Here is a 25,712-nt window from a genome sequence, read left to right as displayed (position 1 = left end):
CCAGCGCCCCCGGGAACAAACTCCGCCACCCAAGAGTTGAGCATAGTGAACTCAACTTTCCAGCCGTGGACTTGCGCACGCTCGCCCCGGTTCCTAGATTGAGCGTCAAGGACTCAACCCCGGCCCGGCGAGACCCGTCCGGCGCCGCGAACACGAAGGAGACACCCACATGGCACGTGCCGTCGGCATCGACCTCGGTACCACCAACTCCGCCGTCGCCGTCCTCGAGGGCGGCGAGCCCACGATCATCGCGAACGCCGAGGGCGGTCGCACCACCCCGTCCGTCGTCGGCTTCTCCAAGGGCGGCGAGGTGCTCGTCGGCGACATCGCCAAGCGCCAGGCCGTCAACAACGCCGACCGCACCATCCGCTCGGTCAAGCGCCACATGGGCACCGACTGGAAGAGCGAGGACATCGACGGCAAGACCTACACCGCGCAGGAGGTCAGCGCCCGCACGCTGCAGAAGCTCAAGCGCGACGCCGAGTCCTACCTCGGCGAGGACGTCACCGACGCGGTCATCACCGTGCCGGCCTACTTCGACGACCACGAGCGCCAGGCCACCAAGGAGGCCGGTGAGATCGCCGGGCTGAACGTCCTGCGCATCGTCAACGAGCCCACTGCGGCCGCCCTCGCCTACGGGCTGGACAAGGGCAAGGAGGACGAGCAGATCCTCGTCTTCGACCTCGGTGGCGGCACCTTCGACGTCTCCCTCCTCGAGGTGGGCAAGGACGCCGAGGACGGCTTCGCGACCATCCAGGTCAAGGCCACCTCCGGCGACAACCAGCTCGGCGGTGACGACTGGGACGAGCGGATCGTGCAGCACCTGCTCACCCAGGTGAAGAACAGCACGGGCGTGGACCTGTCCAAGGACAAGATCGCCATGCAGCGGCTCACCGACGCCGCCGAGCAGGCGAAGAAGGAGCTCTCCAGCTCCACCTCCACCTCGATCAACCTGCAGTACCTCTCGATGGGCGAGAACGGCCCGATCCACCTGGACGAGACCCTCACCCGCGCCCAGTTCGAGCAGATGACCAAGGACCTGCTCGACCGGACCAAGCAGCCCTTCGAGAACGTCATGAAGGACGCCGGGGTCTCCATCGGCGAGATCGACCACGTCGTCCTCGTCGGCGGCTCCACCCGCATGCCCGCGGTGAGCAACCTCGTCAAGGAGATGACCGGCAAGGAGCCCAACAAGGGCGTCAACCCGGACGAGGTCGTCGCCCTCGGCGCGGCCCTGCAGGCCGGCGTGCTCAAGGGTGAGCGCAAGGACGTGCTGCTCATCGACGTCACCCCGCTCTCCCTCGGCATCGAGACCAAGGGCGGCCTCTTCACCAAGCTCATCGAGCGCAACACGGCCATCCCGACCAAGCGCTCCGAGGTCTTCTCCACCGCCGAGGACAACCAGCCGAGCGTGCTCATCCAGGTCTTCCAGGGCGAGCGCGAGATCGCCCAGCAGAACAAGAACCTGGGCACCTTCGAGCTGAGCGGGATCGCCCCGGCGCCCCGCGGCGTGCCGCAGGTCGAGGTCACCTTCGACATCGACGCCAACGGCATCGTCAACGTCTCGGCGAAGGACCGTGGCACCGGCCAGGAGCAGAAGATCACCATCTCCGGCGGCAGCGCGCTGTCGAAGGAGGAGATCGACCGGATGGTCCAGGAGGCCGAGGCCCACGCCGACGAGGACAAGAAGCGGCGCGAGGAGCTCGAGGCCCGCAACACCGCGGAGAACCTCGTCTACTCCACCGAGAAGTTCCTCTCCGAGAGCGGCGAGAAGCTCACCGACGACCAGCGCAAGCCGGTCGACGACGCCCTGGCCGACCTCAAGGACGCCCTCAAGGAGGACTCCGGCGCCAGCGCCGAGGACATCTCCGCCAAGGTCGACACCCTCAACGAGGAGAGCCAGAAGATGGGCGCCGCCCTCTACGCCTCGCAGGCCGAGGAGGGCGCCGGCGAGCAGACCGCCGGTGCGGAGGACGCCGCTGGCGGCGACCAGGCCGCCTCGGGCGACGACGACATCGTCGACGCCGAGGTCGTGGACGACGACGACGACGAGGAGAAGAAGTGACCGACCAGCCGACGCACGACCAGGGGACCGACGACATCGCCAGCGACGTCGACGGCGACCAGGTGAACGTCGAGGCGGTCAACGACGCCCCGTCGGCCGGTGACGGCCAGGCGGCCCCGGGCAGCACGCCCGGGGCCGCCCCCGCGGCCGGCGAACAGCCGGCCGACCCGGAGGCGGCTCAGGCCGAGGCCGACGAGGCCGCCGCCGACCCGGACGCCCACCCGGACACCGTGCTGGCCGCCGAGCGCCTGGCCGACCTGCAGCGCCTGCAGGCCGAGTACGTCAACTACAAGCGCCGGGTCGACCGCGACCGAGAGGCCCTCAAGGACCGCGCCGTCGGCGAGGTCCTCGAGACCCTGCTGCCCACCCTCGACGAGATCCACCTCGCCCGGGAGCACGGCGACCTGGCCGACGGGCCGTTCCGCTCGATCGCCGACAAGCTCGAGGGCGCGCTGGGCCGCTACGGCCTGGAGCGCTTCGGCGGCAAGGGCGAGGCCTTCGACCCGGCCCGGCACGAGGCGCTGATGAACGCCCCGTGGCCGGCCGACGACCCGGAGGTCCCGACCGACGCCACGAGCACCACCGTGGTCACCGTGCTGCAGCCCGGCTACCTCGCCGGCGGACGCGTGCTGCGCGCCGCCCGGGTGGCCGTGGCCGACCCCGAGTGACCCCGACCCCGACGCACCGGAGAGGAGGAGAGGATGGCCAGCCAGGACTGGTTCGAGAAGGACTTCTACGCGACCCTCGGCGTCAGCCAGGACGCTGACGAGACCGAGATCAAGAAGGCCTACCGCAAGCTCGCCAAGCAGTACCACCCCGACCGCAACACCGGGGACGCCTCGGCCGAGCAGAAGTTCAAGGAGATCGGTGAGGCGCACGCCGTCCTCTCCGACCCGGAGCAGCGCCAGGAGTACGACGCCATCCGGCAGATGGCCCGCGGCGGCGCCCGGTTCACCGCCGGCGGCCCCGGCCAGGGCGGCAACGGCGGCTTCGAGGACGTCTTCAGCTCGATGTTCGGCGGCGGGGGAGGGGGCGGCAGCCGGGTGCGCTACTCGACCGGCGGCGGCTCCCCCTTCGGCGCCGGGCAGGCCGGTGGCGAGCCGGACCTGGAGGACATCCTCGCGATGTTCGGCCAGGGCGGCGCCCCCGGCGGGTCCCCCTACGGCGGCACCGGCTTCCGGGCGCCGCAGGGACCCCGCAAGGGGCCCGACCTCACCGCCCGCACCACGCTGGACTTCCGCGACGCCGTCACCGGCTCGACGATCAGCCTCGACGTCGCCGGGGAGAAGGTGACCACCAAGATCCCGGCCGGGGTCAAGGACGGTCAGAAGATCCGCCTGCGCGGCAAGGGCGGCGAGGGCGAGGCCGGCCGCGGCGACCTCATCCTCACGGTCACGGTGACCCCGCACCCGGTCTTCGGTCGGGACGGGGACAACCTCACCGTCGAGCTGCCGGTCACCTTCGCCGAGGCCACCCTCGGGGCCACCGTGCCGGTGCCGACGCTCGACGGCGGCACCGTCAAGGTGCGGGTCGCCCCGGGCACCCCGAGCGGCCGGGTGCTGCGGGTGCGCGGCCGCGGCGTCCCCGCGAAGAAGGGCACCGGCGACCTGCTGGCCACCCTCGAGGTGGTCGTGCCCACCGAGCTCACCGACGACCAGCGCACCGCCGTGGAGACCCTCCGCGACAGCGACCCGGTCGACCCGCGGGCCGAGCTCATGGCGGCGGCGCAGCGATGACCGTGCGCATCTCCGGCTTCAGCGCGGACCACGAGACCCCGGTCTTCGTCATCTCGGTCGCGGCCGAGCTCGCCGGGATGCACGCCCAGACGCTGCGCCAGTACGACCGGCTCGGGCTGGTCACCCCCTCCCGCACCCGTGGCGGCGGGCGGCGCTACAGCGCCGCCGACGTCGCCCGGCTGCGGGAGGTCCAGCGCCTCTCCCAGGACGAAGGGGTCTCGCTGGCCGCGATCCAGCGGATCTTCGAGCTCGAGGCCCAGGTGGACGCGCTGCGCCACCGGGTCGGCGAGCTCACCGACGAGGTGGAGACGCTGCGCACGGCCGCCGGCGAGGGGGGACGCTTCTTCGCGGTCACCCCGGCCGGCGACGTCGTGCCGCTGCGCCCCGGCCAGCGTCCCCGCGCCTCTCGGCCGGGCCAGGCCATGGTCCTGTGGGGGCGCGGCGACCGCTGACCCCACGGCGGGTCCGAGGACCGACCAGAGGCAACCGGGAGCGGTAGCTGGACGACCTGACCCCGGTGCCCCGAGCGCCGTGCTCCTCCGGCCGGAGCCAGGAGGGGATCATGGACGGATCGTCGGACGGCCTGGGTCAGCTGCTGGGCGAGCTCGTCGGCCCTGCGGTCGGGGTCGCCGCCAGCCCGCTGCCCCTCATCGCCGTCATCGTCATGCTGCAGGCACCCGCCGGAGGGCGCTAGGCCCTCTGCCTGGTCGCCGGCTGGTGCGTCGGCCTGGCCGTCGTGAGCACGCTCTTCGCCACGCTCGGGCCGATCGCCACCGGCGACGACCCACGACCCGTCGTCGGCGTCCTCCAGCTGACCGTCGGCGCGCTCTTCTGGTGGCTCGCGGTCCGGGAGTGGCGCTCGCGACCCGGCCCCGGAGAAGAACCCGAGGAGCCGGGCTGGCTCTCCGCGGTCGCGGACCTCTCCTGGTGGCGCTGCTGCGGGCTCGGTGCGCTGCTCGCCGCGGTCAACCCCAAGAACCTCGGGCTCACCGTCGCCGCCGGGTCCACCATCGGTGCCGCCGGGCTGCCGGCCGGGCAGACCGCTGTTGCGGTCCTCGCCTTCGTGCTGCTGGGCTCGAGCGTCATGCTCGCCGTGGCCGCCACGGGCCGGCTGGCCGGTGACCGGGCCCGGCCCCTGCTGGAGGCGCTGCGCGGCTGGTTGGCCGCCAACAGCGCCACGGTGATGCTCATCCTCTTCGTCGTCCTAGGGGCCTCTCTCGTCGGTGACGGGCTAGGAACCCTGCTCTGAGCCGCTGCCCGCGCCCTGCAGGTCGCGGCCCGGGACAGGTCCGGTGGCCCGGGAGGCGGCCAGCCGCTTCATCCCGTCGGCGGGGTGCACCGGCTGCGGCCACTTCGGGGTGATCCGGTCGCCGTCGTACTCCCCGCGCAGCCGCCGCCGCACCAGCGGCAGCACCTCGGCGCGGACGAAGGTGGCCTCGTCGGCGGCCACCTGCCGCCACGGGCGGCGCTCGTGCGGCACGAGGTCGCGCAGCCGCAGCGTGTGCGGCACCCCGATCCGCTCGGCCACCACCGCGGCCATCCGCTTGTGCCCGTGCCGGGACATGTGGATCCGGTCCGGCGCCCACAGCATCGGGTGCTCGAACTCGCGCAGCGCCGCGTGGTCGACGAGCACCGCGCCGTGCGTCGCCGCGAGGTCGCGGACGCCGTCGTTGAAGGCCAGCACCCGGCGACGCAGCGGCTCCAGCAGCCGTGAGGTCCGGGGGTCGAAGGCGGTGAAGACCACCACCTGGGCGCCCGAGCCGGTCAGCCGGCGCAGCGCCGCCTCGTAGCGGCCCATGAGCCCGTCGACGTCGGCGCGCAGCGAGAGCAGGTCGTTGCCCCCGGCGTAGAAGCTCACGTGGGTCGGCTCCATCGCCAGCGCCGGCTCGAGCTGGTCGGCCACCACCTGGTCGAGGAACTTGCTGCGGATCGCGAGGTTGGCGTAGCGCCACGCCGGGTCGGCCCGACCCAGCTGGCGGGCCAGCCGGTCGCCCCAGCCACGCACCCCGTTCGGGTAGTGCAGGTGCGGGTCACCCACGCCCTCGGTGAAGGAGTCGCCGATCGCGACGAGCAGTCCAGCCATCGAGAGGCATGGCACCGCACCCGATCCCGTCCGGCAAGGGGCCGGGCAGGCATGTCACCAAGGGTTCGCCCGCCGGACACCGGGACGATCCGCACGCGTCTCGCTGCGGCTCGGGCAGACGCTCGCCCCACGGTTGTCGGCGGTCGCTGGCAGGCTGGGGCCATGCCGAAGCCGATGGACCCCGCCTCCCGCTACGACCGCACCCTGACCCCGCTGACGAGGGTCGTCGACGCCGTCCCGGCGGAGGTGTGGGACGCACCCTCGCCGTGCGCGGGGTGGAGCGCCGCCGACGTGCTGCAGCACCTCATCGACACCCAGCGCGACTTCATGCTCAAGGCCGGCGCGGAGATGCCCGACCCGGCGCCGGTCGTCGCCCGCGGCCCGGCCGACGCCTGGCGCACCCACGCCGAGGCGACGGCGCGCAACCTCGCCGACCCGCGGATCGGCGAGGCCCCGCACGAGACCCCCTTCGGCACCTCGACGGTGGGCGCCGTGCTCAACGACTTCTACGGCTTCGACATGATCGTCCACCGGTGGGACATCGCCCGGGCCGCCGGCCTGGACGCCCGGCTCACCGAGGCCGAGCTGGAGCAGATCGACACGCTGGCCCAGGGCTGGGGCGACCAGCTCTACGCCGAGGGGATCTGCGCCCCGGCGGTCGAGGTCGGGCCGGAGGCGACGCACGAAGCGCGCGTCCTCGCCCGGTTCGGGCGGGACGCGCGCTGATCGTGCGGTTGCCGGCGGTGCCCGCAGTGCGTGCGGTGCCCGCCGGGTCGGGTCGGCCTCAGGAGGCGGAGGCGCCGGCCAGGTTGTTGAGGCTGTCCTCGAGCTGGGACTCGCTGACCAGCGGGAAGAGGTTCTTCGCCAGCAGGGCCTCGTCGGTGACCTTGCCCCAGTCGTAGGTGTGCGTGACCAGGGTGCTGTCCGGGCCCTGCGGCTCCAGCTCCCACAGCCACTCCCAGCCCTTGGGCTCGGTGCCGGCCGGGGCGGTCTGCCAGCCGACCATCTTGTTCTCGTCGAAGGCGGTGACGTGGTTGTCGGTCTGGTACTCGCCGCCCATGTGGTCGCCCTCCATGTTCATCGTGAAGACGTCGCCGACCTTGCCGATCCGGTTGGTGCGCTCGTCGGAGCGCACGAAGCCGGACCCGTCGAGCTCGGCGTGACGCTCCGGGTTGGTGAGGACCTCGAAGATGTCCTTGGCCGGGGCGTCGATGGTGCGCTGGACGGAGATGCTGGTGTCGTCGGTGGTCATCCCTCGACGCAACCATGCTCGGCGCGTGCTGTCCACCCGCGGCGCGTCGCTCTGTCACCCTAGGGGGCATGAGCGAGCACCTCATGGTCTTCCCGGACCGGGACGACGCCGACCGCATCGCCGAGGAGCTGCGCGAGGAGGGCTTCACCGAGGTGCGGGTGGTCCGCGAGGCCCTCGCCGGCGAGGAGGACGACGAGGACCACCAGTGGGTCGTCTACGTCCGAGAGGCGATGGTCGACGACGACCTCTCGCCCGCCGCGGCGGGCCTGCGTCGGCGGTTCGAGGCGCTCGCCGAGGAGCACGACGGCTGGTACGAGACCGACCCGGACGGCGCCTGATCCGTGCCGCTCGTTGTGACCCGGCAGCACCGGGTGTGTCAGGATGACGAGACGATCACCGACAGACGAACCCTCGATGTCCGGACGGTGAGACGGAGAAGGGACTTGGTGCGGTGAGCTCGAACGCGGACACCGGTGCGTCCGAGGACGCACCTGCCGGCCCCCGCGGCATCGCCGCGCGGCGCCGCGCCCGGGCGTCCCGCCGCTTCTACCTCCTCACCGCCGCGAGCACCCTCGTCCCCGGTCTGGGGCTGACCCGGACCCGGCTGCAGCAGGGTTTCATCATCCTCGCCATCTTCGGCGTCACGCTGCTGGCGCTGCTGATCTACGGGCTCACCCAGGGCTTCGCCCAGTCCGCCATCGGCGTCGGGGTCAGCAGGCGCGCCCTGCTCTGGCTCATCCCCGCCGTGCTCGCGCTGGCCGCCCTGTGGATCTACGGCATCGTCTGCACCGCCCGGGACAACCTGCCCGAGGGCACCTCCGGCGCCCCCAAGGTGGCGATGATCACCTTCGCCGCGCTGGCCTGCGTGCTGGTGCTCGCCCCGGCCGCCCAGTCCGCCCGCTACGCCGTCATCCAGCGCTCGGTGCTGGACACCGTCTTCCCCTCGCTCGCCCCGGACGGCGCGACCACGCCGGGCGACGGCGACGACCCCTGGGCCGGGACCGAGCGGGTCAACGTCATGCTCGTCGGCTCCGACGCCGGCAAGGACCGCACCGGGATCCGTCCCGACTCGCTCATGGTCGCCAGCATCGATACCCAGACCGGCGACACCGTCCTCTTCGGCATCCCGCGGAACCTGCAGAACGTGCAGTTCTCCGGGGCGCTGAAGGAGCAGTACCCGGACGGCTTCAACTGCGGCGACGCCTGCCTCATGGAGCATGTCTGGACCCTCGGCGAGAAGCACGCCGCCCGCTTCCCGGACGACCCGAACCCCGGCCTGACCGCCACCAAGGACGCCGCCTCCACCCTGCTCGGGCTGGACATCGACTACTCGGCGGTGGTCAACCTGGCCGGCTTCCAGGCCCTCGTGGACGCCATGGGCGGGGTCGAGATCGACGTCCAGGAGCGGGTCTGCGTCGGCTGCAGCATCAACAGCGCCGGTCAGGTCGTCTTCGCCCAGGGCGAGGAGCGGTACATCGAACCGGGCAAGCAGACCCTCAACGGCTACTACGCGCTCTGGTACTCGCGCTCCCGGGCCCAGGCCCAGGACGGCGACTTCAGCCGGATGCGGCGGCAGCGCTGCATGGTCGGCGCCCTGGTCAACCAGGTGAACCCGATGAACATGCTGGCCCGCTACCCCGACCTGGCCGACGTGCTCAAGGACAACGTCAGCACCGACATCCCGCAGGAGCAGCTGCCGGCCTGGGCCGAGCTGGTGCTGCGCATCCAGGACACCGGCTCGATGCAGTCGCTGCCGCTGACCAACCAGAACATCGACACCCTCGACCCCGACTACGACAAGATCCACGCGATGGTCGACGACGCGATCGCGCCCGAGGAGCCGAGCAGCTCCTCCAGCAGCGCCTCGCCGGAAGGTGACGGCGAGGAGCAGGCCCCAAGCAGCTCCAGCACCGAGGCGCCGACGAGCACCGCGCCGACCTCCGAGGCGCCGGCGACCGAGCCCTCGAGCAGCTCCTCGTCCTCCGAGGACCAGCTGAGCGACCTCAGCGCGACCTGCTGAGGCCTACGGGGCGCTGACCGGCGCGGGGCGAGCGATGCCCTGCCCGGTGCCCACCGCTGTCGAGATGCAGCGCAGATTGCACACGACACGCGGCCTACTTTGCACAGAGCGCCTCTGGTTGGCGCAACTGTGCAAAGTAGCGGCTCCACAGGCTTGGCCGGCTACGTGGGACCGAACGCTCCACCGCGATGTCCTGGTCGACATGCCAGGTCCGGGTTCGTGGGGTCAACACCATGAGTTCCCGTTCCAACTCTTCCAGTCCGCCAACTCACCGCCGGCGAACAGGAATGGCTCCCCGTGGTCATCGACGTCCAAGTGCCGACGGACCCCTCGAGATCGACGATGAGCGCGGCCCGCGCAGACCCGTCGTCGAGTGCCGCGCGTGCCGTGTCCTCGTTGGTCACCGCACGCAGGTCGAAGGGGTCGCCCGGCAGGTTGTCGTACTGCCGGGCCACGCTCTCGGCGACGACCGGGTCGGCGGCGACCACCGCGGGCACAGCGTGCGGACGCAGGTCGTCGGACCCCGCGAGGACAAAGGCGGCCCAAGCGATCTCGGCGACCACGACGACGGCGAGCACCATCGCGACCGCGGGGGGCATGACTTGGCGCCACCGCGGACGGTCCGGATCGGTGGGGCCCACGGCCGAAGGCTAGGGGAAGTCCGGTCGGCATGTCGGGTTCGGTGACACGCGCTTGACTCGGCCGTGACGCGCTGTGAGTGTGAAGGAGTCAGAAGCTCACCACGCACCACGATTGGAGACTCGCCATGAAGGCTGTCGTCTATCAGGGGCCCAGAGATGTCGCGGTCACGGATGTTCCGGACGCGAAGCTCGAGCGCCCCACCGATGTGCTGGTCAGGATGACAACGACCAATATCTGCGGCTCGGACCTGCACATGTACGAGGGACGGACCTCCTTCGAGGAGGGCCGCACCTTCGGCCACGAAAACATGGGGGAGGTGGTAGAGATCGGTAAGGGCGTGGAGAAGGTCCAGGTCGGCGACCGGGTCGTGCTGCCCTTCAACATCTCGTGCGGGTTCTGCAAGAACTGCGAGCGCGGGCTCACGAACTACTGCCTCACCACCCAGCCTGACCCGTCTGCCGCCGGTGCGGCCTACGGATTTGCCGAGATGGGCCCGTACGGCGGCGGCCAGGCCGAGCTGCTCCGGGTGCCCTTCGGCGACCACAACGCACTGCGCCTGGGCGAGGACGCGGAGGAGAAGGAGAATGACTACGTCATGCTCTCCGACATCTTCCCCACCGGTTACCACGCCACCGAGATGGCTGGCGTGATCCCGGGCGACAGCGTCGTGATCGCTGGAGCCGGTCCGGTGGGTCTGATGGCTGCGCTGTCCGCGACGATCAAGGGCGCCGCGAAGGTCATGGTGGTCGATCGCCACCCCGACCGGCTCGCGCTGGCCGAGCAGATCGGAGCGATCGCCATCGACGACTCCAAGACCGACCCCGTGCAGGCTGTGCTGGACCAGACCATGGGGCTCGGAGCCGACCGTGGCTGCGAGTGCGTGGGCTACCAGGCCCACGACCCGCAGGGCAACGAAGACCCGGCTGCCACCTTGAACATGCTCATCAACTCGGTGCGTTTTACCGGCGGGATCGGCACCGTCGGCGTGTTCGTCCCCGAGGACCCGGGGGCCAAGGGCGAATTGGCCAAGCAGGGCAAGGCGGCCATCGACTTCGGCACCCACTGGTTCAAGGGACAGACCATGGGCAACGGTCAGTGCCCGGTCAAGCGGTACAACCGCCGGCTGCGTGACCTTATCGCGGCTGACAAGGCGAAGCCGTCCTGGATCGTCTCCCACGAGATCTCGCTGGACCAGGCCGCCGACGCCTACAGGAACTTCGACTCCAGGTCCGAGGGCTGGACCAAGGTCGTCATCAAGCCGGGCATGTCCGACGGAAAGAAGGCAAACTGACATGGCAGCAGATCTGCAGGGCACGAGAGTCGCGATCCTCGCCGCGGACGGGGTCGAGCGCGTCGAACTCGAGCAACCCCGCGAGGTCCTGGACAGGGCCGGCGCTCGGACCGAGGTCCTCTCGGTCGATGAGGGCGAGATCCAGGCCCGCGAGAACGACCTGGATCCGGTAGGGACGTTCGGCGTCGACGGGCTGGTGGCTGAGGCCTCGGTGGCCGACTACGACGCCTTGGTGCTTCCGGGCGGCACGGTGAACCCCGACAAGCTCCGGCTCGACGAGGACGCTGTCGCCTTCGTCCGGGACTTCGTCGAGAGTGGCAAGCCGGTGGCGGCGATCTGTCACGGACCGTGGACGTTGATCGAGGCCGGCGTGGCCACCGGTCGCACCCTGACGTCCTTCCCGAGCATCCGCACGGATCTGCGCAATGCCGGCGCGAACGTCGTTGACCAGGAGGTCGTGGTCGACAAGAATCTCATCACCAGCCGCTCGCCGGAGGACCTGCCGGCGTTCTCCGAGGCGGTCGTGTCCCAACTCGCGGGCACCACGACAAAGGACGAGGAGAAGTCATGAGTGTGACCAAGGGATTGCTGGTCAGGTTTGACGCGTTGCCCGGCAAGGAGGACGACGTGAAGGAGTTCCTTGACAGCGGCCGTGCGCTTGTTGAGGAAGAGTCGGCGACCACCGCGTGGTTCGCGATCCGCCTCGGGCCCTCCTCCTTCGGGATCTTCGACGTGTTCCCCGACGACGCCGGACGTGACGCTCACCTGTCCGGCGCTGTTGCGGCAGCTCTCGGCGAGCAGACCGGTGCGTTGTTCTCCGAACCGACGATCGAGAAGCTCGACGTGTTGGGCTCCAAGCTGCCCGCCTGACACCACAGACCGGGAGTACTGACCCGGACATGAGGGGTCGCTGCCCGCGGTGACTTCGGGCTGACACAGTCCGTTGACGTCGTGGCAGCGACCCCTTTTCTTACGGCATATCGCACATCCCTAACAGATCGAGGAACCGCGATGACAGGAACTGACGACGACGTTGCCACGACGCGTTCACCCGAGGTAGCAGTGATCGGGGGCGGGATCGTCGGTCTGTCGACGGCGTACGCGCTGCGGGAGCAGGGCGTTCCGGTGCGCTTGTACGAGGCCGGTGTGCCCGGCACGGGTCAGTCCGCAGGCGAGTCGCGGATCTTCCGGCATGCCCACGACGACCCGCGACTCGTCGCTCTCGCGCGCGAAAGCCGCGGCATATGGGATGAGTGGGCCGAACACTTCGACGTCGAGCTGGTCTCATCAGACGGTGTCGTGGCGATCGGCGACAGCGCTCTGGCGCGGCTGCGGGTGATCGACCAGGTCGGCGGCGTGGAAGCGCACGAGATCGATGCAGCCGAGCTCGCCCAGCGAATGCCGCTGCTCGCTGGGTACTCGGGGCCAGCGATGCTCGACGAGTCGGGCGGCGCGATCCGCACCCGCACCGCGATCACGGCACTCGCGGGTGCCCTCGAAGATGCCGTCACCACCGCAGAGGTCATCTCCATCGATCCCCGCGCCGATGGGACGGTCGAGGTGCGCAGCGTCGCCGACCGGGCTGTCTACTCCAAGGTCGTCGTGTGCGCCGGCCGCGAAACCGCCCGCCTGGCCCGCAGCGTCGGCCTGTCGCTGCCGGTTCGCCTTGCCGCACACGTCCGGCTGACCTTCGACGTGAAAGCCGCCGCCCCGGCACGAGTCGCGTGCCTGCAGGACAGCAGCGGCGTCTTCGGCGAAATCGGCGTGTACGCGACGCCGTTACCGGGCAACAGCAGTTATTCGGTCGGGCTCAGCGAAACCGTCGGCGTCCGCGACGACGGAACGTTCATCGACCCTGCGGCGATTCGATCGCTGGACGAACGCGCACGCGAATACGTGACACGGGCGCTGCCCGGTCTCCACCCAGAGCCGCGCGACTTCCTTCACTGCTGGGTGACCGACCTCCCATGGAGCGAGGACGGCGTGGCCGTCTGGGAGGCAGGCTCTGTCCTTTTTGTGGCCGGTCACAATCTGTTCAAGCAGGCACCTGCGCTGGGTCGCGCTCTTGCCCGGGCTGCGACCGGCGGCGGTCTCAGGGGCGAGCTCACGCCCGAAGCGCGCCTCGGCGAAGCCCAGGACTAGTTGTACTGACCCGGGACGTTAGGTACGGGGTGGGCGAGTCGGCGTGACATGAGGAGGGACTGCTGCACGGATAGGTGACAGTGGGTAGTCACGCAGCCGGGTCGGCTGGTGTGGTCATGGTGGTCTCGTACTCGATCGGCGTCAATCGGCCGAGGCGGTGTTGTCGTCGTCGGCGGTGGTAGGTCCGCTCGATCCATGTGACGATCGCGATCCGCAACTCGTCGCGGGTGTCCCAGCGGCGGCTGTTGAGGACGTTCTTCTGCAGGAGCGCGAAGAAGGACTCCATCGCCGCACTGTCACCGCAGGCGCCGACCCGGCCCATGGACCCGACGAGCTGGTGGTGCCGTAGACGGTGGACGTATCGGCGGCTTCGAAATTTGCGAGCCTCGGTCGCTGTGCACGATGCACCCAGCCACATCAACACCGTCAGCGGCGCGGCGCGCCGCGGCCGAGTTCAGCGCTGTGACAGCCAAGTTCGACGTCATCCGTGAGTCGATGCTGTAGCCCACGATCCGCCCGGAGCAGGCGTCCTTGATCGCGCACAGGTAGAGCTTGCCCTCGCCGGTCCAGTGCTCGGTAATGTCGGTCAGCCGCACCCGATTCGGTGCCGCCGCGCTGGTGAAGTCGTGCCGCACGCGACCCGACTCGTCCCCGATCGCGAGGCGGTCATCGTGCACCGGCGGTCCCGGCCGGGGCCGGGCCGAGCGCCTCTTGCCGAAGGTCGACCACCAGCCGTGCTGCGAGCAGATCACCCAAGCGGTCCGCTGGCTCATCGCCGCTCCGGCCTCGGTGGCTTCGTCGTGGAGGTACCGGTACCCAAACTCCGGGTCGTCACGGTGCGCATCGAACAACGCGTTCGCGCGGTACGCCCAGGCCAGCTCGGCCTCGGTCACCGCACGAGCGAGCCACCGGTAGTAGGGCGCACGCGTGAACGTCAGAACCCGGCAGGTCACCGTCACGGGGATCCCGTCGACGGCCAGCTCACGGACGAGCGGTGGGGGCACCTCCCGCTTGCGGGGGAGCATCATTTTCCCGGCAGGTTCGCCTGCGACAGGTATGCCGCCGCTCGACGCAGGACCTCGTTCTCCTGCTCCAGCAAACGGATGCGTCTCTTCGCATCCCGAAGGTCAGCGTTCTGCTCGCTCGTGATGGCTGGCGCGTTCCCGTCCTCGACATCGGCCCCCTTGAGCCAGTTGGTCAGGCAGGACTCGCTGATCCCGAAGTCAGCAGCGATCTGCTTCAACTGCTGACCCGGCTGACGATTCCTGGCCACGCGGACCACGTCGTCACGGAACTCTTCGGGGTAGGGCTTGGGCACGGTGTTCATCCTTCCAGCCGCGTCCCTCGACGCCACAGATCAGATGTCACCCATCCGTGCAGCAGTCCCTAACGACACGCCGCAACTGGCCGGAAACAATGTACAGAGCCGTTTGTACGAACTAGGCCCCTCTCTACAATCCGTCCGCGCTCAGCGCCGCCCCGTGATCAGGTACTGCATCCGCGGGCTGTGCCCCGGCGAGGCGCCGTAGGTGGTGTCCGCCTCCAGCACCTCGGTCAGCTCGCGCACCGTGACGTCGGTGAAGCCGGCCTCGCGCACCGCGGCCACCGTCGGCTCGATCGACGTCGCGCGGGCCAGCGGCAGGTCGTCCAGCACCGGCCCGTAGCTCTCCACGAAGTCCTCGGGCGTGCCGTCGATCCCGTCGGTGAACCAGGTGCTGTCGACCAGCGCGAGCACCCCGCCCGGGCGCAGCGCCTCCCGCCAGGTCCGCATCGCGGTGACCGGCTCGGGCAGGGTCCAGGCGAGGTAGCGGTTGGTGATCGCGTCCACCCCGCCCTCGGGCACCTCGGGGGAGCGGGCGTTGCCGCGGACGAAGCGGGGGACCGGCTCGCCGCGCAGCGCCTGCTCGCGGGCGTGCCGGCGGGCTACCGCGAGCATCCCGGCGGCGTGGTCGGTCGCGGTGACCCGATGCCCGAGACGGGCCAGCATGAGCGCGACGTGCCCGCTGCCGGTACCCAGGTCGAGCACGTCGGCCGGCGGCTCCGGCAGCACCTCGGACCAGATGCGCGACCACATCTGCTCGTCCTGCTCCCAGCGCTCCGGGCGCCGCTGCCCGGCGTCGTACGCCCCGGCCCGACGGGTCCAGTAGCCGTCGATACGGGTCTGCAGGGACTGGCTCACGCGCTCTCCTCCTCGGCCGGCTGGAGCGGGGTGAAGAGCAGGTGGAGCGACCGGCCACGGTCCACCCGCTCGACGCCGATCCCGTAGACCTGCTGCAGCAGGTCCGGGTCCAGCACGTCCTCGACCGGCCCGTGCGCGGCCACCCGGCCACGCTCGAGCAGCACGAGGTCGTCGCAGTAGGCGGCCGCCAGGTTGAGGTCGTGCAGCACGACCACGGTGGTCCGGCCGAAGGTGCGCAGCAGCGAGAGCACCTCGTGCTGGTAGCGGATGTCGAGGTGGTTGGTCGGCTCGTCCAGCAGCAGGTGGTCGGCCTCCTGGGCCAGCGCCCGGGCGATGAGCACCCGCTGCCGCTCCCCCCCGGAGAGCTCGTCCAGCCCGCGCCGGGCCATCGGCAGCGCACCGACCTGGCGCAGCGCCGCCCGGGCGGCCGCGTGGTCCGCCTCGCCCGGTGACTGGAAGCCGCCGAGACGCACGGTGCGCCCGAGCAGCACCATCTCGGCGACGGTCAGCGTCGACTCCCCGCCGGACTCCTGGACGACCACCCCGATCTCCTGGGCCATCGTGGCCGCCGGCACCTCGCTCAGCGGGCGGCCGTCGAGCAGCACCTGGCCGGCGTCCGGCGCCAGCCCGCCGTGCAGGCAGCGCAGCAGGGTCGACTTGCCCGAGCCGTTCGGGCCGATGAGGCCGAGCACCCGACCGGGGCGCGCGACCAGGTCGACCTCGGTCAGCGCCGGCTCCTGGGTGTAGGCGAAGGTGACGCCCCGGGCCTCGATCACGGCTCGCCGAGCTCGTCGAGGATCAGCTCCAGGCCGTCCACCGCGAGCGGGCTGGCCGGCTCGGTGTAGTTGAAGAGCTGGGTCATCATCGCGTCCTCGCGCACCGCGGTGAGCCGCTCGGCCCCCGGCAGCTCGGTGATCGCCTCCTCCACCGCCGCCGGGTCGCCCTCGGAGTAGAGCAGGATGAGCACGTCCGGGTCCTCCTCGAGCAGGCTCTCCGGGGTGACCTCGAGGATCCGGTCGTCGACGTCGGCGTAGACGTTGGTCAGCCCGGCGGCCTCGAGCTGCGGGTGGGCCATCGACCCGGTGCCGTAGGCGTAGGTGGTGCCGCCCCCGACGGTCGGGTAGAGCACCGCCGCGGTGCGGTCCTCGTCCTCGGGCACCTGCGCCTCGAGCTCCTCGACCCGCTCCATCATCGCGGTCGTCGCCTCCTCGGCCTCCGCGGTCCGGTTGAAGACCTCGCCGTACTGGCTCATCTCCTCGCCGATGGCCTCGAAGGAGGGCGTCGGGGCGCCCTCCGGGCACAGCCCGCCCACCTCCAGCTGCGGGATGCCGACCTCCTCCAGCGAGGCCCGGTCGAGGTTGTCCACCATGCCGAGGACGAGGTCCGGCTCCCGCTCGACGACGGTCTCCCGGGAGATCAGCAGGTGCCCGGTGGAGTCCACCCGGTCGGTGAGGCTCTCGATGCCCTCCACCTCGCTGGCGGTCTCCCCGTCGTAGTAGCCCTCCGGGTAGGCGCCCGCCTTCGCGCTGACGTGGTCCAGCACGCCGAGGTCGTCCAGGTAGGGGACCCAGGCGTTCTTGAGCATGACGACGTTCGTCGGCTCGGCCTCGAAGGTCACCTCCTCGCCGCAGTTCTCGATGGTCACCGGGTAGTGGCCGTCGTCGGCGTTCGTGCTCGCCCCGGTGCCGGGCTCCTCGGATCCGCAGGCGGCCAGCAGGCCGACGGCCAGCACGGCCGCCGGCAGGGTGGTTCGGGCGCGGGTGGGGGTCATCGGTGGCTCCTGGTGGCGGTCGGCTGGTGACGAGCGGTTGGTGCGGGGTCAGGTGGTGGAGACGCGCATCCGGCGGATGAGCACGAGGAGGAAGGGGGCGCCCACCAGCGAGGTGAGGATGCCGATCGGGATCTCCTGCGGGGCGAGCAGGGTGCGGGCGACGACGTCGGCCCAGACGAGGAAGACGGCGCCCATCAGCGCCGCCACCGGGATGGCCACCCGGTGGCTGGAGCCCACCGCCCGGCGGGCCAGGTGCGGGATGACCAGGCCCACGAAGCCGATGCTGCCGGCGGCCGAGACGACGACGCCGATGCACAGCGCGACGAGCATGAGCAGGCGCACCCGCAGCCGGTCGGGGGACAGGCCCAGGGTCTGCGCGGTCTCGTCGCCGATGGACAGCGCGTCCAGCCGGCGGCCGGCGTGCAGCAGCACGAGCATGGTCAGCGTCGGCACGGCGACGGCGATGACCAGCGGGGCGCCCCAGCCGGCCAGGCCGAGCGAGCCCAGCAGCCAGAAGAGCACCGAGCGCGAGCCCTCGGCCGAGTCCGAGGCGAAGATGAGGAAGCTGGTCAGGGCGTAGAGGGCGTAGCCCACCGCGACCCCGGCCAGCAGCAGCCGGATCGAGGTGACCCGACCGCCGGAGCGGGCGACCAGCAGCACCAGCGCGGAGGCGGCCATCGCGCCGAGGAAGGCGCTCACCGGCAGCGCGTGCTGCCCCAGCCCGGCGCCGGCACCGAAGAGGATCGCCGCGGCAGCCCCGCTGGAGGCGCCCGAGCTGACCCCGAGCAGGTAGGGGTCGGCCAGCACGTTGCGCACCATGGCCTGCAGCGCCATGCCGCTGACCGCCAGGCCCGCACCGACCGCGGCGCCGAGGATCACCCGGGGCAGCCGCACGTCCCAGACGATGGCGTCGCGGGGGATGCTCCAGGAGACCTCGCCGATCCCGGTGAGGTGGTGCAGCACGATCTGCAGGGTGGTCACCGGCGGGATGCTCACCGCGCCGATGCCGACGGCCAGCACCAGCGAGACCAGCAGGCCGGCGGTCAGCCCCAGCAGCCAGCCGATGGCCCGGCGACGGCGGGAGAGCAGCCCCAGGTCGTCGTCGGACGACGAGCGGGAGCGCTGCGCCTGCCGGTCCGTGACCGTCGACATGAGGCCTCCTAGAAGCGACTGTGTCGCAGGAAGCCTAGCGGGTCACGGGCTAGCCTGGAACGGCGGTGACCAGGCGCAACGGTCCAGGGTCGGCGTCTCGTCGGCCGGCACCCGGAGCGGCGGGTGACCGGGCGGACCGGCAGAGAGGAGCCAACGGTGGAGCTGCACCACGTCCGGGCGTTCCTCGCGGTGGCCGAGGAGCTCCACTTCGGTCGGGCCGCGCAGCGGCTGCACATGGCCCAGCCACCGCTGAGCCGCACCATCAAGCAGCTGGAGCGCCACCTCGGCTGCCCGCTCTTCGAGCGCACCACCCGCACGGTGCGGCTCACCCCGCAGGGCGAGGCGCTCATCGGGCCGGCGCAGGAGATCATCCGCGCCGTCGAGCACGCCGAGCGCGCGGTGGCGCACGCCGAGGCCGGCGAGATCGGTCGGGTCCGGGTGGGCTTCGCCGGGCCCTCCTCGCACGAGCTGATCTCCGAGCTGGCCCGCACGGTGCGCCGGACCAGCCCGGGCATCGAGCTGGAGCTGAGCAGCGTCACCTACGGCACCGAGGTCGTCGGCCAGCTGCTCGCCGGCGACCTCGACGTCGCCATGGTCCGGCTGGCCACCACCCCGCCGGGGCTCGCCTCCCGGATCATCCGCGAGGAGCGCTACGTCGTGGCCATGCCGGACAGCCACCCGCTGGCCGAGGAGCCCGAGGTGCACCTGGCCGACCTCGCCGACGAGGGCTGGGTGACCCTCAGCGCGAGCAGCGGATCGCTGGTGCGCGAGGCGCTGCTGGAGATGGCGCAGGACGCCGGCTTCGTCCCGCGGATCGCGCAGCAGGCCCCGGACAGCTGGACGATCATGGCGCTCGTCGCGGCCGGGGTCGGGGTCAGCCTGACCATCGACACCGCCTTCGCCGCCGTGGACCCGAGCAAGGTGCGGGTGGTGCCGCTGGCCGGGGAGCAGACGCACACCTACGCCAGCCTCGCCTGGCGGGAGGAGGACCGCAGCCCGGCGCTGGCCCGGGTCATCGCCCTGTCGGAGCAGGTGCTGCCGACCCCGCCCGACGCTCCCGTGCGCGCCGCACCGCGAGCAGAAGCAGGCAGCCGAGCGCGACGAGGGCGAGGCACGCCGTCCCGAGGTGGATGACCAGCGGCTGCTCCCACGGCAGCACCAGCGCGACCCAGGCGTAGCCCAGGCAGAGCCCGGCGAAACGGCCGGTGTTGTGCACGCCCATCGCCGAGCCGCTGATCCCCGGCACCCCGAGCAGCAGCACCGCCGACATGCTCTGCACCGTCGCGATCCCGCAGCCGATGAGCACGAGCACGACGAGCACCGGCCCGAGGGCCTCGGGGCCCTGCCCGCGCCCTTCGACGACACCGAGGACCAGCGCGCCGACCCCGAGGCCGAGCAGGCCCGCGGCCAGCGTGCGGCGGGTGCCCAGCCGGCCGGCCAGCCATCCGGCGACGGGGGAGAAGGTGGTCATGCCCCCGGCGATCGCCAGGGTCGACAGGCCGATCAGCCCCGGCCCCAGACCCAGGGTGCGGCCGAGGTAGACCGGCACGCTGACCAGGGTGATCCCCATCCCGGCCATCGCCGCGGCGGCGCCCAGGGTGGCCACCGCGTACTCCGGGTCGCGGCCGACGGCACCGAGCACCGAGGGGCGGCGCCCCGGCCGCAGCACGAGCACCAGCAGCAGCACCCCGGCCGCGGTGAGCAGCAGCGACGGACCGGTCCAGCCCTGCCCGGCACCGGTGAGCCCGACCGCCAGCAGCCCGGCCCCCAGGCTGAGCAGCACCAGCGCCACCGGGTCCATCGGCGCGCCGACGGCGGGCGCCTCGGGCAGCTGGCGGGCCAGCACGATCGAGACGAGGACGACGATGAGGGCGGCCGCGCCGAAGACCCAGCGCCACCCGGCCAGCTGGGCGACCAGACCGCCGACCGGCGGCCCGACCGCCTGCCCGAGCCCGATCGCCGACGCCCACGCGGCCATCGCCTGCCGCCGTCGCTGCGGCCAGTGCGCGGCCAGCAGCGCCTGCACGCAGGCCGGGATCCCGGCGCAGGCGACGCCCTGCACCCCGCGTGCGGCGACCAGGCTCCCCAGCCCCTGGGCCAGCGCCGCGCCGAGCTGGCCCAGCACCATCAGCCCGAGCGAGAGCAGCAGGTAGCGGCGCGGTCCGAGCCGGTCGGCCAGCCAGCCGGCGGCCGGCGAGGTGAGCACCATGGCCACGGTGAAGACCGAGACCGCCAGGACGATCCCGCGGGCACCGGTCTGCAGCGCCGCCGCGATCTCGTTCAGCGGGGCGGACATGACCGTGCTCGAGACCGTGCCGAGGGTGGTCGCCGCGAGCAGCGCCAGGTAGGCGGTCTGTCCCGGGGCGGCCGACCCGTCGGCGCGGACGGTCACCGGAGGTAGAGCCGGACCGTGTCGATCTCCTCGCGGAGCAGGCGGACGTCCTCGACCCGTGGCCGTGGCGTGGTGCTCAGGTCGTCGCGCACGCGCAGCGGCCAGCCGGTCCGGGCCCGGACCTCCTCGACGCCCACCCCGGGGTGCACCTGGGCGAGCTCGAGCTCCTCGCCCTCCGGGGCCCGGCGCAGCACCCCCAGCGGGGTGATCACCGTGGTCACGCCGCCGCCGGTGGGCGGCAGCGCCGCGCTCTCCTCGGCGGCCCGGACCGGGCTCGGCGAGGTGACGAAGTCGACCCGCTCGGGCAGCGCGCCGAGGTCGTGCCGGCGCAGCACGACGAGGCACTCGCGGGCGCTGGCGACGATGTCGGTGGCGCCGCCGGAGCCGGGCAGCCGCACGGTGGGCCGGTGCGGGTCGCCGATGACCGAGGTGTTGATGCTGCCGGTGCGGTCCACCTGGGCGGCGCCGAGGAAGCCGACGTCGACGTTGCCGCCCTGCAGCACGTAGCCGAAGAGGGCCTGCATCGGCAGCACCGCCTCCGCGCCGGAGACGAGGACGAAGTCGGCGATGCCCTCGGCCATCGCCTCGGGGTGGGCGCCGCTGACCCCGGACTCGTAGACCAGCTCCAGGTGCGGGTTCACGGTGCGCCGGGCCAGGTCCACCGCGAGCGTCGGCAGCCCGACGCCGGCGAAGATCCGCCCGGCCCCGGCCAGCTCGCGGGCGGCCACGGTCGCGAGGAACTCGGTGCTGCCGGGCTCGACCTCGCTCAACGCCTCGGGGCTCATCGCGCCTCACCCCGTCGGCCGTAGTCCACCGAGCCCGACGGGCGCGGGGCGACGTCCAGCCCGGAGAGGCGATCGGCACCCACCTTCGCCAGGTAGCCGGCGTGGTCCTCGGTGCCGCGGATCATCTCGGCCACCCAGCTCCGGATCGCCTCCGGGTCCTTCGAGATCGGGGTCCACTCCCGGTAGAAGGCGCTGTCCCGGTCGTAGTGGCCCTGGGCGTAGGAGGGGTGCGCGCCCCGCGGGACGGCGACCACCGCGTCCACCGCGTGCGCCGGCACGAGGGTGCGGTTCGGGTCGGCCCGCACCACCTCGGTGGGCACGATCTCCTCGACCGTGACGATCACCCGGTCGGCGGCGTAGGCGGCCTCCTGCTGGGCGCCGGTGATGCCCCAGACCTGGGCGTTGCCCAGCTCGTCGGCCCGTTGGGCGTGCAGGATCGTCACGTCCGGGTTCAGCGGTGGCACGACGTAGACCTCCCCGTCGCCGTAGGGGCTGGCCACCCGACGGATCCGCGGGTTGATCCGCGGCAGGTCGCTGCCGACGTAGGAGCGCAACGGGTAGAAGGGCAGCCGGGAGGCGCCGGCGAGGTAGCGGCAGACCATGCCGTGGTGGCTGTACTCCTCGATCTCCAGCGGCTCCGGGTCGTGGTCCTCGACCCGCCGCCGGATCTCGTAGAGCGACCCGGCAGAGCCGGAGGCGAAGAAAGAGGCGACCAGCCGGGAGACGCAGCCGGCGGCGAGCAGCTGGTCGGTGACGATGTCCGGGGTCATCCGGCACAGGGTGAGCTCGCGCCGCCCCTGGCGGACGATCTCGTGCGCCGCGGCGAAGGGGATGAGGTGCCCGAAGCCCTCCAGGGCCACGGTGTCGCCGTCGTGGACGTGGGCGGCGACCGCCTCCGGCAGGGTGGTCACCTTCGGGGTCCGGCCGCTCATGCGAGGGCTCCTCGGGGGGTCGGTGCCGCCGTCCCCGGCGATCCGGGGCGCAGCCGCAGCAGCACGGCGATGAGCAGCACGGCCACCAGCCCGGAGATCGAGGTGGCGAGCTCGGGCAGCAGCAGCGCCAGCCCGGCGGCGAAGGTCAGCACGCGCACGATCATGCCCATGCGCCGGTCGACCAGCGGCATCCACCCCTCGAAGGCGGCGCCCATGGCGAAGACCCCGACGGTGGACAGGGCCAGCGCGAGCAGCACCTGCGGCAGCGAGTCCTGGGCGACCAGCGCGGGGTTGATCGCGAAGCAGAAGGGGATGATGTACTTCACCGCTCCCAGCCGCATCGCGGTGAAGCCGGTGGCCATCGGTGGTGACTTGGCGATCCCGGCGGCGGCGAAGGCGGCCAGCGCCACCGGCGGGGTGATGTAGGAGGCGGCCGCCCAGTAGATGACGAAGAGGTGCGCGGCCACCGGGTCCACCCCGAGCGAGACCAGCGCCGGCGCCATGACGATCGCCAGGAAGACGTACACCGCGGAGACGGTCATGCCCATGCCGAGCACGAAGCAGGTCAGCGCCCCGGCGACGAGGATGAGCGGCACGTTGTCGCCGACCGCGCTCACCAGCTCACGGGCCAGGGAGAGCGAGACGCCGGACATCGACAGCCCGCCGACGATGAGCCCGACGCCGGCGATGATGCCGACGATCTCGCTGATCGCCCGTCCGGAGGCGAGCACGATGTCGCGCAGCCCGGCGACGGTGAGCCGGTCCCGGCGGCGCACCGCGGCCACGACGAGCATCACCGCGACGGTGACGAAGGGGGCCTGGGCCTCGTCCCGGCGGACCACGAGCAGGAAGGTGAGCAGCGCGATGGCCCCGACGTAGGGCCACCCTGCGACCAGCGTCGCCAGCAGCCGCGGCAGCAGCTCGCGCGGCTCGCCCCGCAGTCCGCGCCGCGCGGCGTAGGCGTCGACCTGGGTGAAGATCCCCAGGTAGTAGAGGAAGGCGGGGATCGACGCGGCGATGGCCACCTCGGCGTAGGGGATGCCGAGGAAGGAGACCATGAGGAAGGCGGCCGTCCCCATGATCGGCGGGGTGATCGAGCCGCCGGTGGCGGCGGTCGCCTCGATGCCGCCGGCGTAGGTGCCGGGGTAGCCGGCCCGCTTCATCGCCGGGATCGTCATCGGCCCGGTGGTCAGCACGTTGGAGACGGCGCTGCCGGACATCATGCCCATCGACGCCGAGGAGGCCACGGCCACCTTCGCCGAGCCTCCCCGGGCGCGGCCGAAGACCGACCGGGCCAGGTCGACGAAGAAGTCGGCGCCGCCGGTGCGCTGCAGCACCACCCCGAAGACGAGGAAGCCGACGAGGATCACCGCGGCGGTCTGCAGCGGCAGCCCGAGGATCGAGTCCACGCCCAGGGAGTGCTGCAGCGCGGCGCCGGTCGAGTCGTACTGCACGCCCTGCAGCACCGGGAAGGGGATCGACGCCGAGACCATCGGGTAGAGCGAGAAGAGCAGCGCGATGACCGTGACGACCAGGCCCGCGCTGCGGCGCAGCGCCTCCAGCACCAGCGCCCACAGCAGGTAGGCGAGCACCGCCACATGGGTCGGGGCGGCGAAGTCCCAGCCGAGGGTGACCATGTCCTCGGCGCGGCTGGCCAGGTAGAGGCAGGTGGCCAGGGTGACGACGACGAGCACCGCGTCCCACCACGGCACCGCGTAGGTCCCGGGCTCGGTGACGTGGTCGACGTCGCCGTGGCCGTCGCGCTCGCCGCGCACGTCCTCGGGCTCGGCGCCGGCGTCGGTGCTGGCGTCGGCATCGGCCGCGGCAGGCGTCGGCGACGGACGGCGCCAGCGCAGGTAGAGGAAGACCTGGGAGAGGAAGAAGGCCAGCACCACGTAGAGGAACTGGTTGGTCAGCAGGGTCGGGCCGAAGGGGTTCCACAGGAAGACCTGGCTGAGCACGACCGCGATCCCGGCGAGGGTGAGCAGCAGGGAGACGCCCCGCCACACCTGCTCGCGGGGGCCGAGCCGGTGGGCGCGGGGACCGGGCCCGGTGGTGGCAGAGGCGTCGGTGGTGGTGGCGGGGGTCGCGGCGGGATCAGTCAAGGTTCTGCTCCTTCCACTCGGTCCACGGACCGGTGAGGTCGCCCTCGGGATGCGCGGCGGTGACCTGCTCCCAGCCGGCCACGAGCCGCTCCTCGCGCTCGAGCAGCTGGTCCTGGATCTGCTGCGCCTGCGGCGACCACAGGTCGCGCTCGCGCAGCAGCCGGACCAGCCCGGCGTGGAAGGGCACCTGCTGCGGGGTGGTGACCGCGCTCTCCGGCGCCCAGTCCCGGGAGGTGCTGGTGGCGTCCTGGTAGATCTCGAAGGAGTCGACGATCGCGGACGCGAACTCGTGCACCGTCGCCTCGTCGGTGCCGGCGTAGGTGATGATCGGGATGGCGTAGACGTAGCCGACGTCGGAGCTGCCCTCCTCCTGGCCGGGGGCGCCGGTGAAGTCGCCCAGGGTGAGCGACGGGTTGACCTCGTCGATCGCCGCCCGCAGCGCCTCGTCGCCCTTCTCCATCCGCACCCAGCGCACCGGGGTGGAGCTCTCCAGCTCGAAGAGGGAGGAGCCGTAGACCTGCTGGAAGAGGATGTCGATCTTCCCGGACTTCAGTCCCTCGGCCTGCTCGCCGTAGGAGATCGGCACGAGCTGGACGTCCTCGCGGGTCAGCCCGGCAGCGATGAGGGCGACCTCGATCTTGCCGTTCACCGAGGGGTTGGCGGTGATGTCCGGGATGCGCCTGCCGCGCAGGTCGGCCAGGTCGACGATCCCGGTGTCCTCGCGGGTGAGCAGCCCGTGCGGGGCGGTCGGGGCCCACACCACCCGGGTCGGCTGCGGCCCCCAGTCGCGGCTGAGGAACTCGTGCTGCGCCTCCCGGGCGAAGATGTACTCGTCACCGGTGCGGGAGAAGGTGGCCAGTCCCTCGCGCAGCGGGGTGAGCCGTCCGATCGCGGTGTCCGAGGTCATGATCCGGGTGCGGATCCCGCTCTCCTGGGTGACGGCGTCGGCCACGGCGGCCATGTCCGCGTAGGTGGCGGTGCCGGTCCCGTAGGTGGTCACCACGGCCATCGAGAGGCGGCCGTCGACGTAGGCCGCGCCCTTCGGCTCGCCGCAGGCGGTCAGGGCGCCGACCGCTCCGGCCAGCCCGAGCCCGAGGAAGTGTCTGCGTCGCACGGCGGGGTCACCTTCTTCGTCCTGATCGCCGTTGATCGGGGTGCGACGGGC

25 protein-coding genes and 2 pseudogenes are annotated in these 25,712 nt (G+C 71.9%); 14 read left to right on the top strand and 13 right to left on the bottom strand.

Annotated features, from left to right (window positions below):
• Positions 1 to 169 precede the first annotated feature (169 nt).
• The 6 genes from dnaK to BJY28_RS03580 all read left to right on the top strand — a co-directional run bounded on the left by dnaK (position 170) and on the right by BJY28_RS03580 (position 5,050).
• The gene (gene dnaK / locus BJY28_RS03600; protein ID WP_179461794.1) at positions 170 to 2,065 is read left to right on the top strand and encodes a molecular chaperone DnaK; all 1,896 of its coding nucleotides are present in this window, start codon (positions 170 to 172) and stop codon (positions 2,063 to 2,065) included.
• The gene (gene grpE / locus BJY28_RS16735; RefSeq protein ID WP_343036941.1) at positions 2,062 to 2,733 is read left to right on the top strand and encodes a nucleotide exchange factor GrpE; all 672 of its coding nucleotides are present in this window, start codon (positions 2,062 to 2,064) and stop codon (positions 2,731 to 2,733) included. The genes dnaK and grpE overlap by 4 nt, the downstream gene beginning before the upstream one ends.
• Positions 2,734 to 2,766: 33 nt before the next feature.
• The gene (locus tag BJY28_RS03590; protein WP_179461793.1) at positions 2,767 to 3,801 is read left to right on the top strand and encodes a DnaJ C-terminal domain-containing protein; all 1,035 of its coding nucleotides are present in this window, start codon (positions 2,767 to 2,769) and stop codon (positions 3,799 to 3,801) included.
• Positions 3,798 to 4,253, top strand: coding sequence for a heat shock protein transcriptional repressor HspR (locus BJY28_RS03585; protein ID WP_179461792.1), 456 nt, complete (start codon positions 3,798 to 3,800; stop codon positions 4,251 to 4,253). Before BJY28_RS03590 ends, BJY28_RS03585 begins: the two co-directional genes overlap by 4 nt.
• 110 nt (positions 4,254 to 4,363) lie before the next feature.
• Positions 4,364 to 4,495 carry a hypothetical protein gene (locus tag BJY28_RS16565; RefSeq protein WP_281366900.1) on the top strand — a complete coding sequence of 44 codons (132 nt, stop codon included), beginning with the start codon at positions 4,364 to 4,366 and terminating at the stop codon, positions 4,493 to 4,495.
• Positions 4,496 to 4,504: 9 nt separating this feature from the next.
• Positions 4,505 to 5,050 carry a GAP family protein gene (locus tag BJY28_RS03580; protein ID WP_281366975.1) on the top strand — a complete coding sequence of 182 codons (546 nt, stop codon included), beginning with the start codon at positions 4,505 to 4,507 and terminating at the stop codon, positions 5,048 to 5,050.
• Here BJY28_RS03580 and BJY28_RS03575 read toward each other — a convergent pair.
• Positions 5,033 to 5,884: an SGNH/GDSL hydrolase family protein gene (locus tag BJY28_RS03575; protein WP_179461790.1), complete on the bottom strand. Its 852-nt coding sequence runs from the start codon at positions 5,882 to 5,884 to the stop codon at positions 5,033 to 5,035. The two genes, BJY28_RS03580 and BJY28_RS03575, sit on opposite strands and share 18 nt — an antisense overlap.
• A 162-nt stretch (positions 5,885 to 6,046) precedes the next feature.
• Between BJY28_RS03575 and BJY28_RS03570 the strand changes: the two genes are divergently transcribed.
• Positions 6,047 to 6,610: a TIGR03086 family metal-binding protein gene (locus tag BJY28_RS03570; protein ID WP_179461789.1), complete on the top strand. Its 564-nt coding sequence runs from the start codon at positions 6,047 to 6,049 to the stop codon at positions 6,608 to 6,610.
• Between the two features lie 58 nt (positions 6,611 to 6,668).
• Here BJY28_RS03570 and BJY28_RS03565 read toward each other — a convergent pair whose 3' ends face one another.
• A complete protein-coding gene (locus BJY28_RS03565) occupies positions 6,669 to 7,136 on the bottom strand; it encodes an SRPBCC family protein (protein WP_179461788.1) in 468 nt (155 codons plus the stop codon).
• 68 nt (positions 7,137 to 7,204) lie between these two features.
• Here BJY28_RS03565 and BJY28_RS03560 point away from each other — a divergent pair, with 68 nt between their 5' ends.
• Both BJY28_RS03560 and BJY28_RS16730 read left to right on the top strand, forming a co-directional pair.
• Positions 7,205 to 7,474, top strand: coding sequence for a ribonuclease E inhibitor RraB (locus tag BJY28_RS03560; RefSeq protein WP_179461787.1), 270 nt, complete (start codon positions 7,205 to 7,207; stop codon positions 7,472 to 7,474).
• 113 nt (positions 7,475 to 7,587) lie between these two features.
• Entirely contained in the window at positions 7,588 to 9,156 is a 1,569-nt protein-coding gene (locus BJY28_RS16730) for an LCP family glycopolymer transferase (RefSeq protein WP_179461786.1), read from the top strand.
• Between the two features lie 161 nt (positions 9,157 to 9,317).
• On the opposite strand, the gene BJY28_RS03550 is transcribed toward BJY28_RS16730, so the two are convergent.
• The gene (locus tag BJY28_RS03550) at positions 9,318 to 9,797 is read right to left on the bottom strand and encodes a hypothetical protein (RefSeq protein ID WP_179461785.1); all 480 of its coding nucleotides are present in this window, start codon (positions 9,795 to 9,797) and stop codon (positions 9,318 to 9,320) included.
• Positions 9,798 to 9,922: 125 nt separating this feature from the next.
• Between BJY28_RS03550 and BJY28_RS03545 the strand changes: the two genes are divergently transcribed.
• From BJY28_RS03545 to BJY28_RS03530, 4 genes are all read left to right on the top strand, one after another.
• Entirely contained in the window at positions 9,923 to 11,089 is a 1,167-nt protein-coding gene (locus BJY28_RS03545; protein ID WP_179461784.1) for a glutathione-independent formaldehyde dehydrogenase, read from the top strand.
• Position 11,090: 1 nt separating this feature from the next.
• Positions 11,091 to 11,660 (top strand): type 1 glutamine amidotransferase domain-containing protein, encoded by a 570-nt coding sequence (locus tag BJY28_RS03540; protein ID WP_179461783.1) that lies wholly within the window; start codon positions 11,091 to 11,093, stop codon positions 11,658 to 11,660.
• Positions 11,657 to 11,959, top strand: coding sequence for a putative quinol monooxygenase (locus BJY28_RS03535; RefSeq protein WP_179461782.1), 303 nt, complete (start codon positions 11,657 to 11,659; stop codon positions 11,957 to 11,959). The genes BJY28_RS03540 and BJY28_RS03535 overlap by 4 nt, the downstream gene beginning before the upstream one ends.
• Before the next feature lie 141 nt (positions 11,960 to 12,100).
• On the top strand, positions 12,101 to 13,231 hold the full coding sequence (locus BJY28_RS03530) for an NAD(P)/FAD-dependent oxidoreductase (RefSeq protein WP_179461781.1): 1,131 nt from the start codon (positions 12,101 to 12,103) through the stop codon (positions 13,229 to 13,231).
• Between the two features lie 88 nt (positions 13,232 to 13,319).
• On the opposite strand, the pseudogene BJY28_RS03525 reads toward BJY28_RS03530, so the two are convergent.
• From BJY28_RS03525 to BJY28_RS03505, 5 genes and pseudogenes are all read right to left on the bottom strand, one after another.
• Positions 13,320 to 14,549, bottom strand: a pseudogene (locus BJY28_RS03525) (IS3 family transposase).
• A 150-nt stretch (positions 14,550 to 14,699) separates the two neighbouring features.
• Positions 14,700 to 15,410 carry a methyltransferase domain-containing protein gene (locus BJY28_RS03520; RefSeq protein ID WP_218875149.1) on the bottom strand — a complete coding sequence of 237 codons (711 nt, stop codon included), beginning with the start codon at positions 15,408 to 15,410 and terminating at the stop codon, positions 14,700 to 14,702.
• Positions 15,407 to 16,186 carry an ATP-binding cassette domain-containing protein gene (locus BJY28_RS03515; RefSeq protein ID WP_179461780.1) on the bottom strand — a complete coding sequence of 260 codons (780 nt, stop codon included), beginning with the start codon at positions 16,184 to 16,186 and terminating at the stop codon, positions 15,407 to 15,409. The genes BJY28_RS03520 and BJY28_RS03515 overlap by 4 nt, the downstream gene beginning before the upstream one ends.
• Entirely contained in the window at positions 16,183 to 17,181 is a 999-nt protein-coding gene (locus BJY28_RS03510; RefSeq protein WP_179461779.1) for an ABC transporter substrate-binding protein, read from the bottom strand. The genes BJY28_RS03515 and BJY28_RS03510 overlap by 4 nt, the downstream gene beginning before the upstream one ends.
• 48 nt (positions 17,182 to 17,229) lie before the next feature.
• Positions 17,230 to 18,333, bottom strand: a complete 1,104-nt coding sequence (locus tag BJY28_RS03505; protein WP_179461778.1) for a FecCD family ABC transporter permease — start codon at positions 18,331 to 18,333, stop codon at positions 17,230 to 17,232.
• A gap of 123 nt (positions 18,334 to 18,456) precedes the next feature.
• Here BJY28_RS03505 and BJY28_RS16025 point away from each other — a divergent pair.
• Positions 18,457 to 19,305 (top strand): annotated as a pseudogene (locus tag BJY28_RS16025) (LysR substrate-binding domain-containing protein); the annotation flags it as partial.
• Between the two features lie 40 nt (positions 19,306 to 19,345).
• Here BJY28_RS16025 and BJY28_RS03500 read toward each other — a convergent pair.
• Genes BJY28_RS03500 through BJY28_RS03480 form a run of 5 tightly spaced genes read right to left on the bottom strand, consistent with a single transcriptional unit; the run spans position 19,346 to position 25,661 of the window.
• Entirely contained in the window at positions 19,346 to 20,725 is a 1,380-nt protein-coding gene (locus BJY28_RS03500) for an MFS transporter (RefSeq protein WP_179461777.1), read from the bottom strand.
• Positions 20,722 to 21,510: a CoA-transferase subunit beta gene (locus BJY28_RS03495; protein WP_179461776.1), complete on the bottom strand. Its 789-nt coding sequence runs from the start codon at positions 21,508 to 21,510 to the stop codon at positions 20,722 to 20,724. Before BJY28_RS03495 ends, BJY28_RS03500 begins: the two co-directional genes overlap by 4 nt.
• Positions 21,507 to 22,442 (bottom strand): CoA transferase subunit A, encoded by a 936-nt coding sequence (locus tag BJY28_RS03490; RefSeq protein ID WP_179461775.1) that lies wholly within the window; start codon positions 22,440 to 22,442, stop codon positions 21,507 to 21,509. The genes BJY28_RS03495 and BJY28_RS03490 overlap by 4 nt, the downstream gene beginning before the upstream one ends.
• Positions 22,439 to 24,547 (bottom strand): TRAP transporter permease, encoded by a 2,109-nt coding sequence (locus BJY28_RS03485; RefSeq protein ID WP_218875147.1) that lies wholly within the window; start codon positions 24,545 to 24,547, stop codon positions 22,439 to 22,441. Before BJY28_RS03485 ends, BJY28_RS03490 begins: the two co-directional genes overlap by 4 nt.
• Positions 24,540 to 25,661, bottom strand: coding sequence for a TAXI family TRAP transporter solute-binding subunit (locus BJY28_RS03480; RefSeq protein ID WP_179461774.1), 1,122 nt, complete (start codon positions 25,659 to 25,661; stop codon positions 24,540 to 24,542). The genes BJY28_RS03485 and BJY28_RS03480 overlap by 8 nt, the downstream gene beginning before the upstream one ends.
• Positions 25,662 to 25,712: the final 51 nt, after the last annotated feature.

This window comes from Janibacter alkaliphilus, from assembly GCF_013408565.1.
GTDB classification, from domain to species: domain Bacteria; phylum Actinomycetota; class Actinomycetes; order Actinomycetales; family Dermatophilaceae; genus Janibacter; species Janibacter alkaliphilus.
Note: the sequence above shows the minus strand (reverse complement) of the source record. Positions and strands in the feature narration are given on the sequence as shown.

Bases quoted from the DNA above. Each gene is read 5' to 3' on its own strand.
- BJY28_RS03570 (WP_179461789.1), top strand. From the start codon at position 6,047: ATGCCGAAGCCGATGGACCCCGCCTCCCGCTACGACCGCACCCTGACC.
- BJY28_RS03530 (WP_179461781.1), top strand. From the start codon at position 12,101: ATGACAGGAACTGACGACGACGTTGCCACGACGCGTTCACCCGAGGTA.
- BJY28_RS03585 (WP_179461792.1), top strand. From the start codon at position 3,798: ATGACCGTGCGCATCTCCGGCTTCAGCGCGGACCACGAGACCCCGGTC.
- BJY28_RS03575 (WP_179461790.1), bottom strand. From the start codon at position 5,884: ATGGCTGGACTGCTCGTCGCGATCGGCGACTCCTTCACCGAGGGCGTG.
- BJY28_RS03495 (WP_179461776.1), bottom strand. From the start codon at position 21,510: ATGAGCCCCGAGGCGTTGAGCGAGGTCGAGCCCGGCAGCACCGAGTTC.
- BJY28_RS03590 (WP_179461793.1), top strand. From the start codon at position 2,767: ATGGCCAGCCAGGACTGGTTCGAGAAGGACTTCTACGCGACCCTCGGC.
- BJY28_RS03560 (WP_179461787.1), top strand. From the start codon at position 7,205: ATGAGCGAGCACCTCATGGTCTTCCCGGACCGGGACGACGCCGACCGC.
- dnaK (WP_179461794.1), top strand. From the start codon at position 170: ATGGCACGTGCCGTCGGCATCGACCTCGGTACCACCAACTCCGCCGTC.
- BJY28_RS03540 (WP_179461783.1), top strand. From the start codon at position 11,091: ATGGCAGCAGATCTGCAGGGCACGAGAGTCGCGATCCTCGCCGCGGAC.
- BJY28_RS03535 (WP_179461782.1), top strand. From the start codon at position 11,657: ATGAGTGTGACCAAGGGATTGCTGGTCAGGTTTGACGCGTTGCCCGGC.
- BJY28_RS03490 (WP_179461775.1), bottom strand. From the start codon at position 22,442: ATGAGCGGCCGGACCCCGAAGGTGACCACCCTGCCGGAGGCGGTCGCC.
- BJY28_RS03565 (WP_179461788.1), bottom strand. From the start codon at position 7,136: ATGACCACCGACGACACCAGCATCTCCGTCCAGCGCACCATCGACGCC.
- BJY28_RS03510 (WP_179461779.1), bottom strand. From the start codon at position 17,181: ATGACCCCCACCCGCGCCCGAACCACCCTGCCGGCGGCCGTGCTGGCC.
- BJY28_RS16565 (WP_281366900.1), top strand. From the start codon at position 4,364: ATGGACGGATCGTCGGACGGCCTGGGTCAGCTGCTGGGCGAGCTCGTC.
- BJY28_RS03545 (WP_179461784.1), top strand. From the start codon at position 9,923: ATGAAGGCTGTCGTCTATCAGGGGCCCAGAGATGTCGCGGTCACGGAT.
- BJY28_RS03505 (WP_179461778.1), bottom strand. From the start codon at position 18,333: ATGTCGACGGTCACGGACCGGCAGGCGCAGCGCTCCCGCTCGTCGTCC.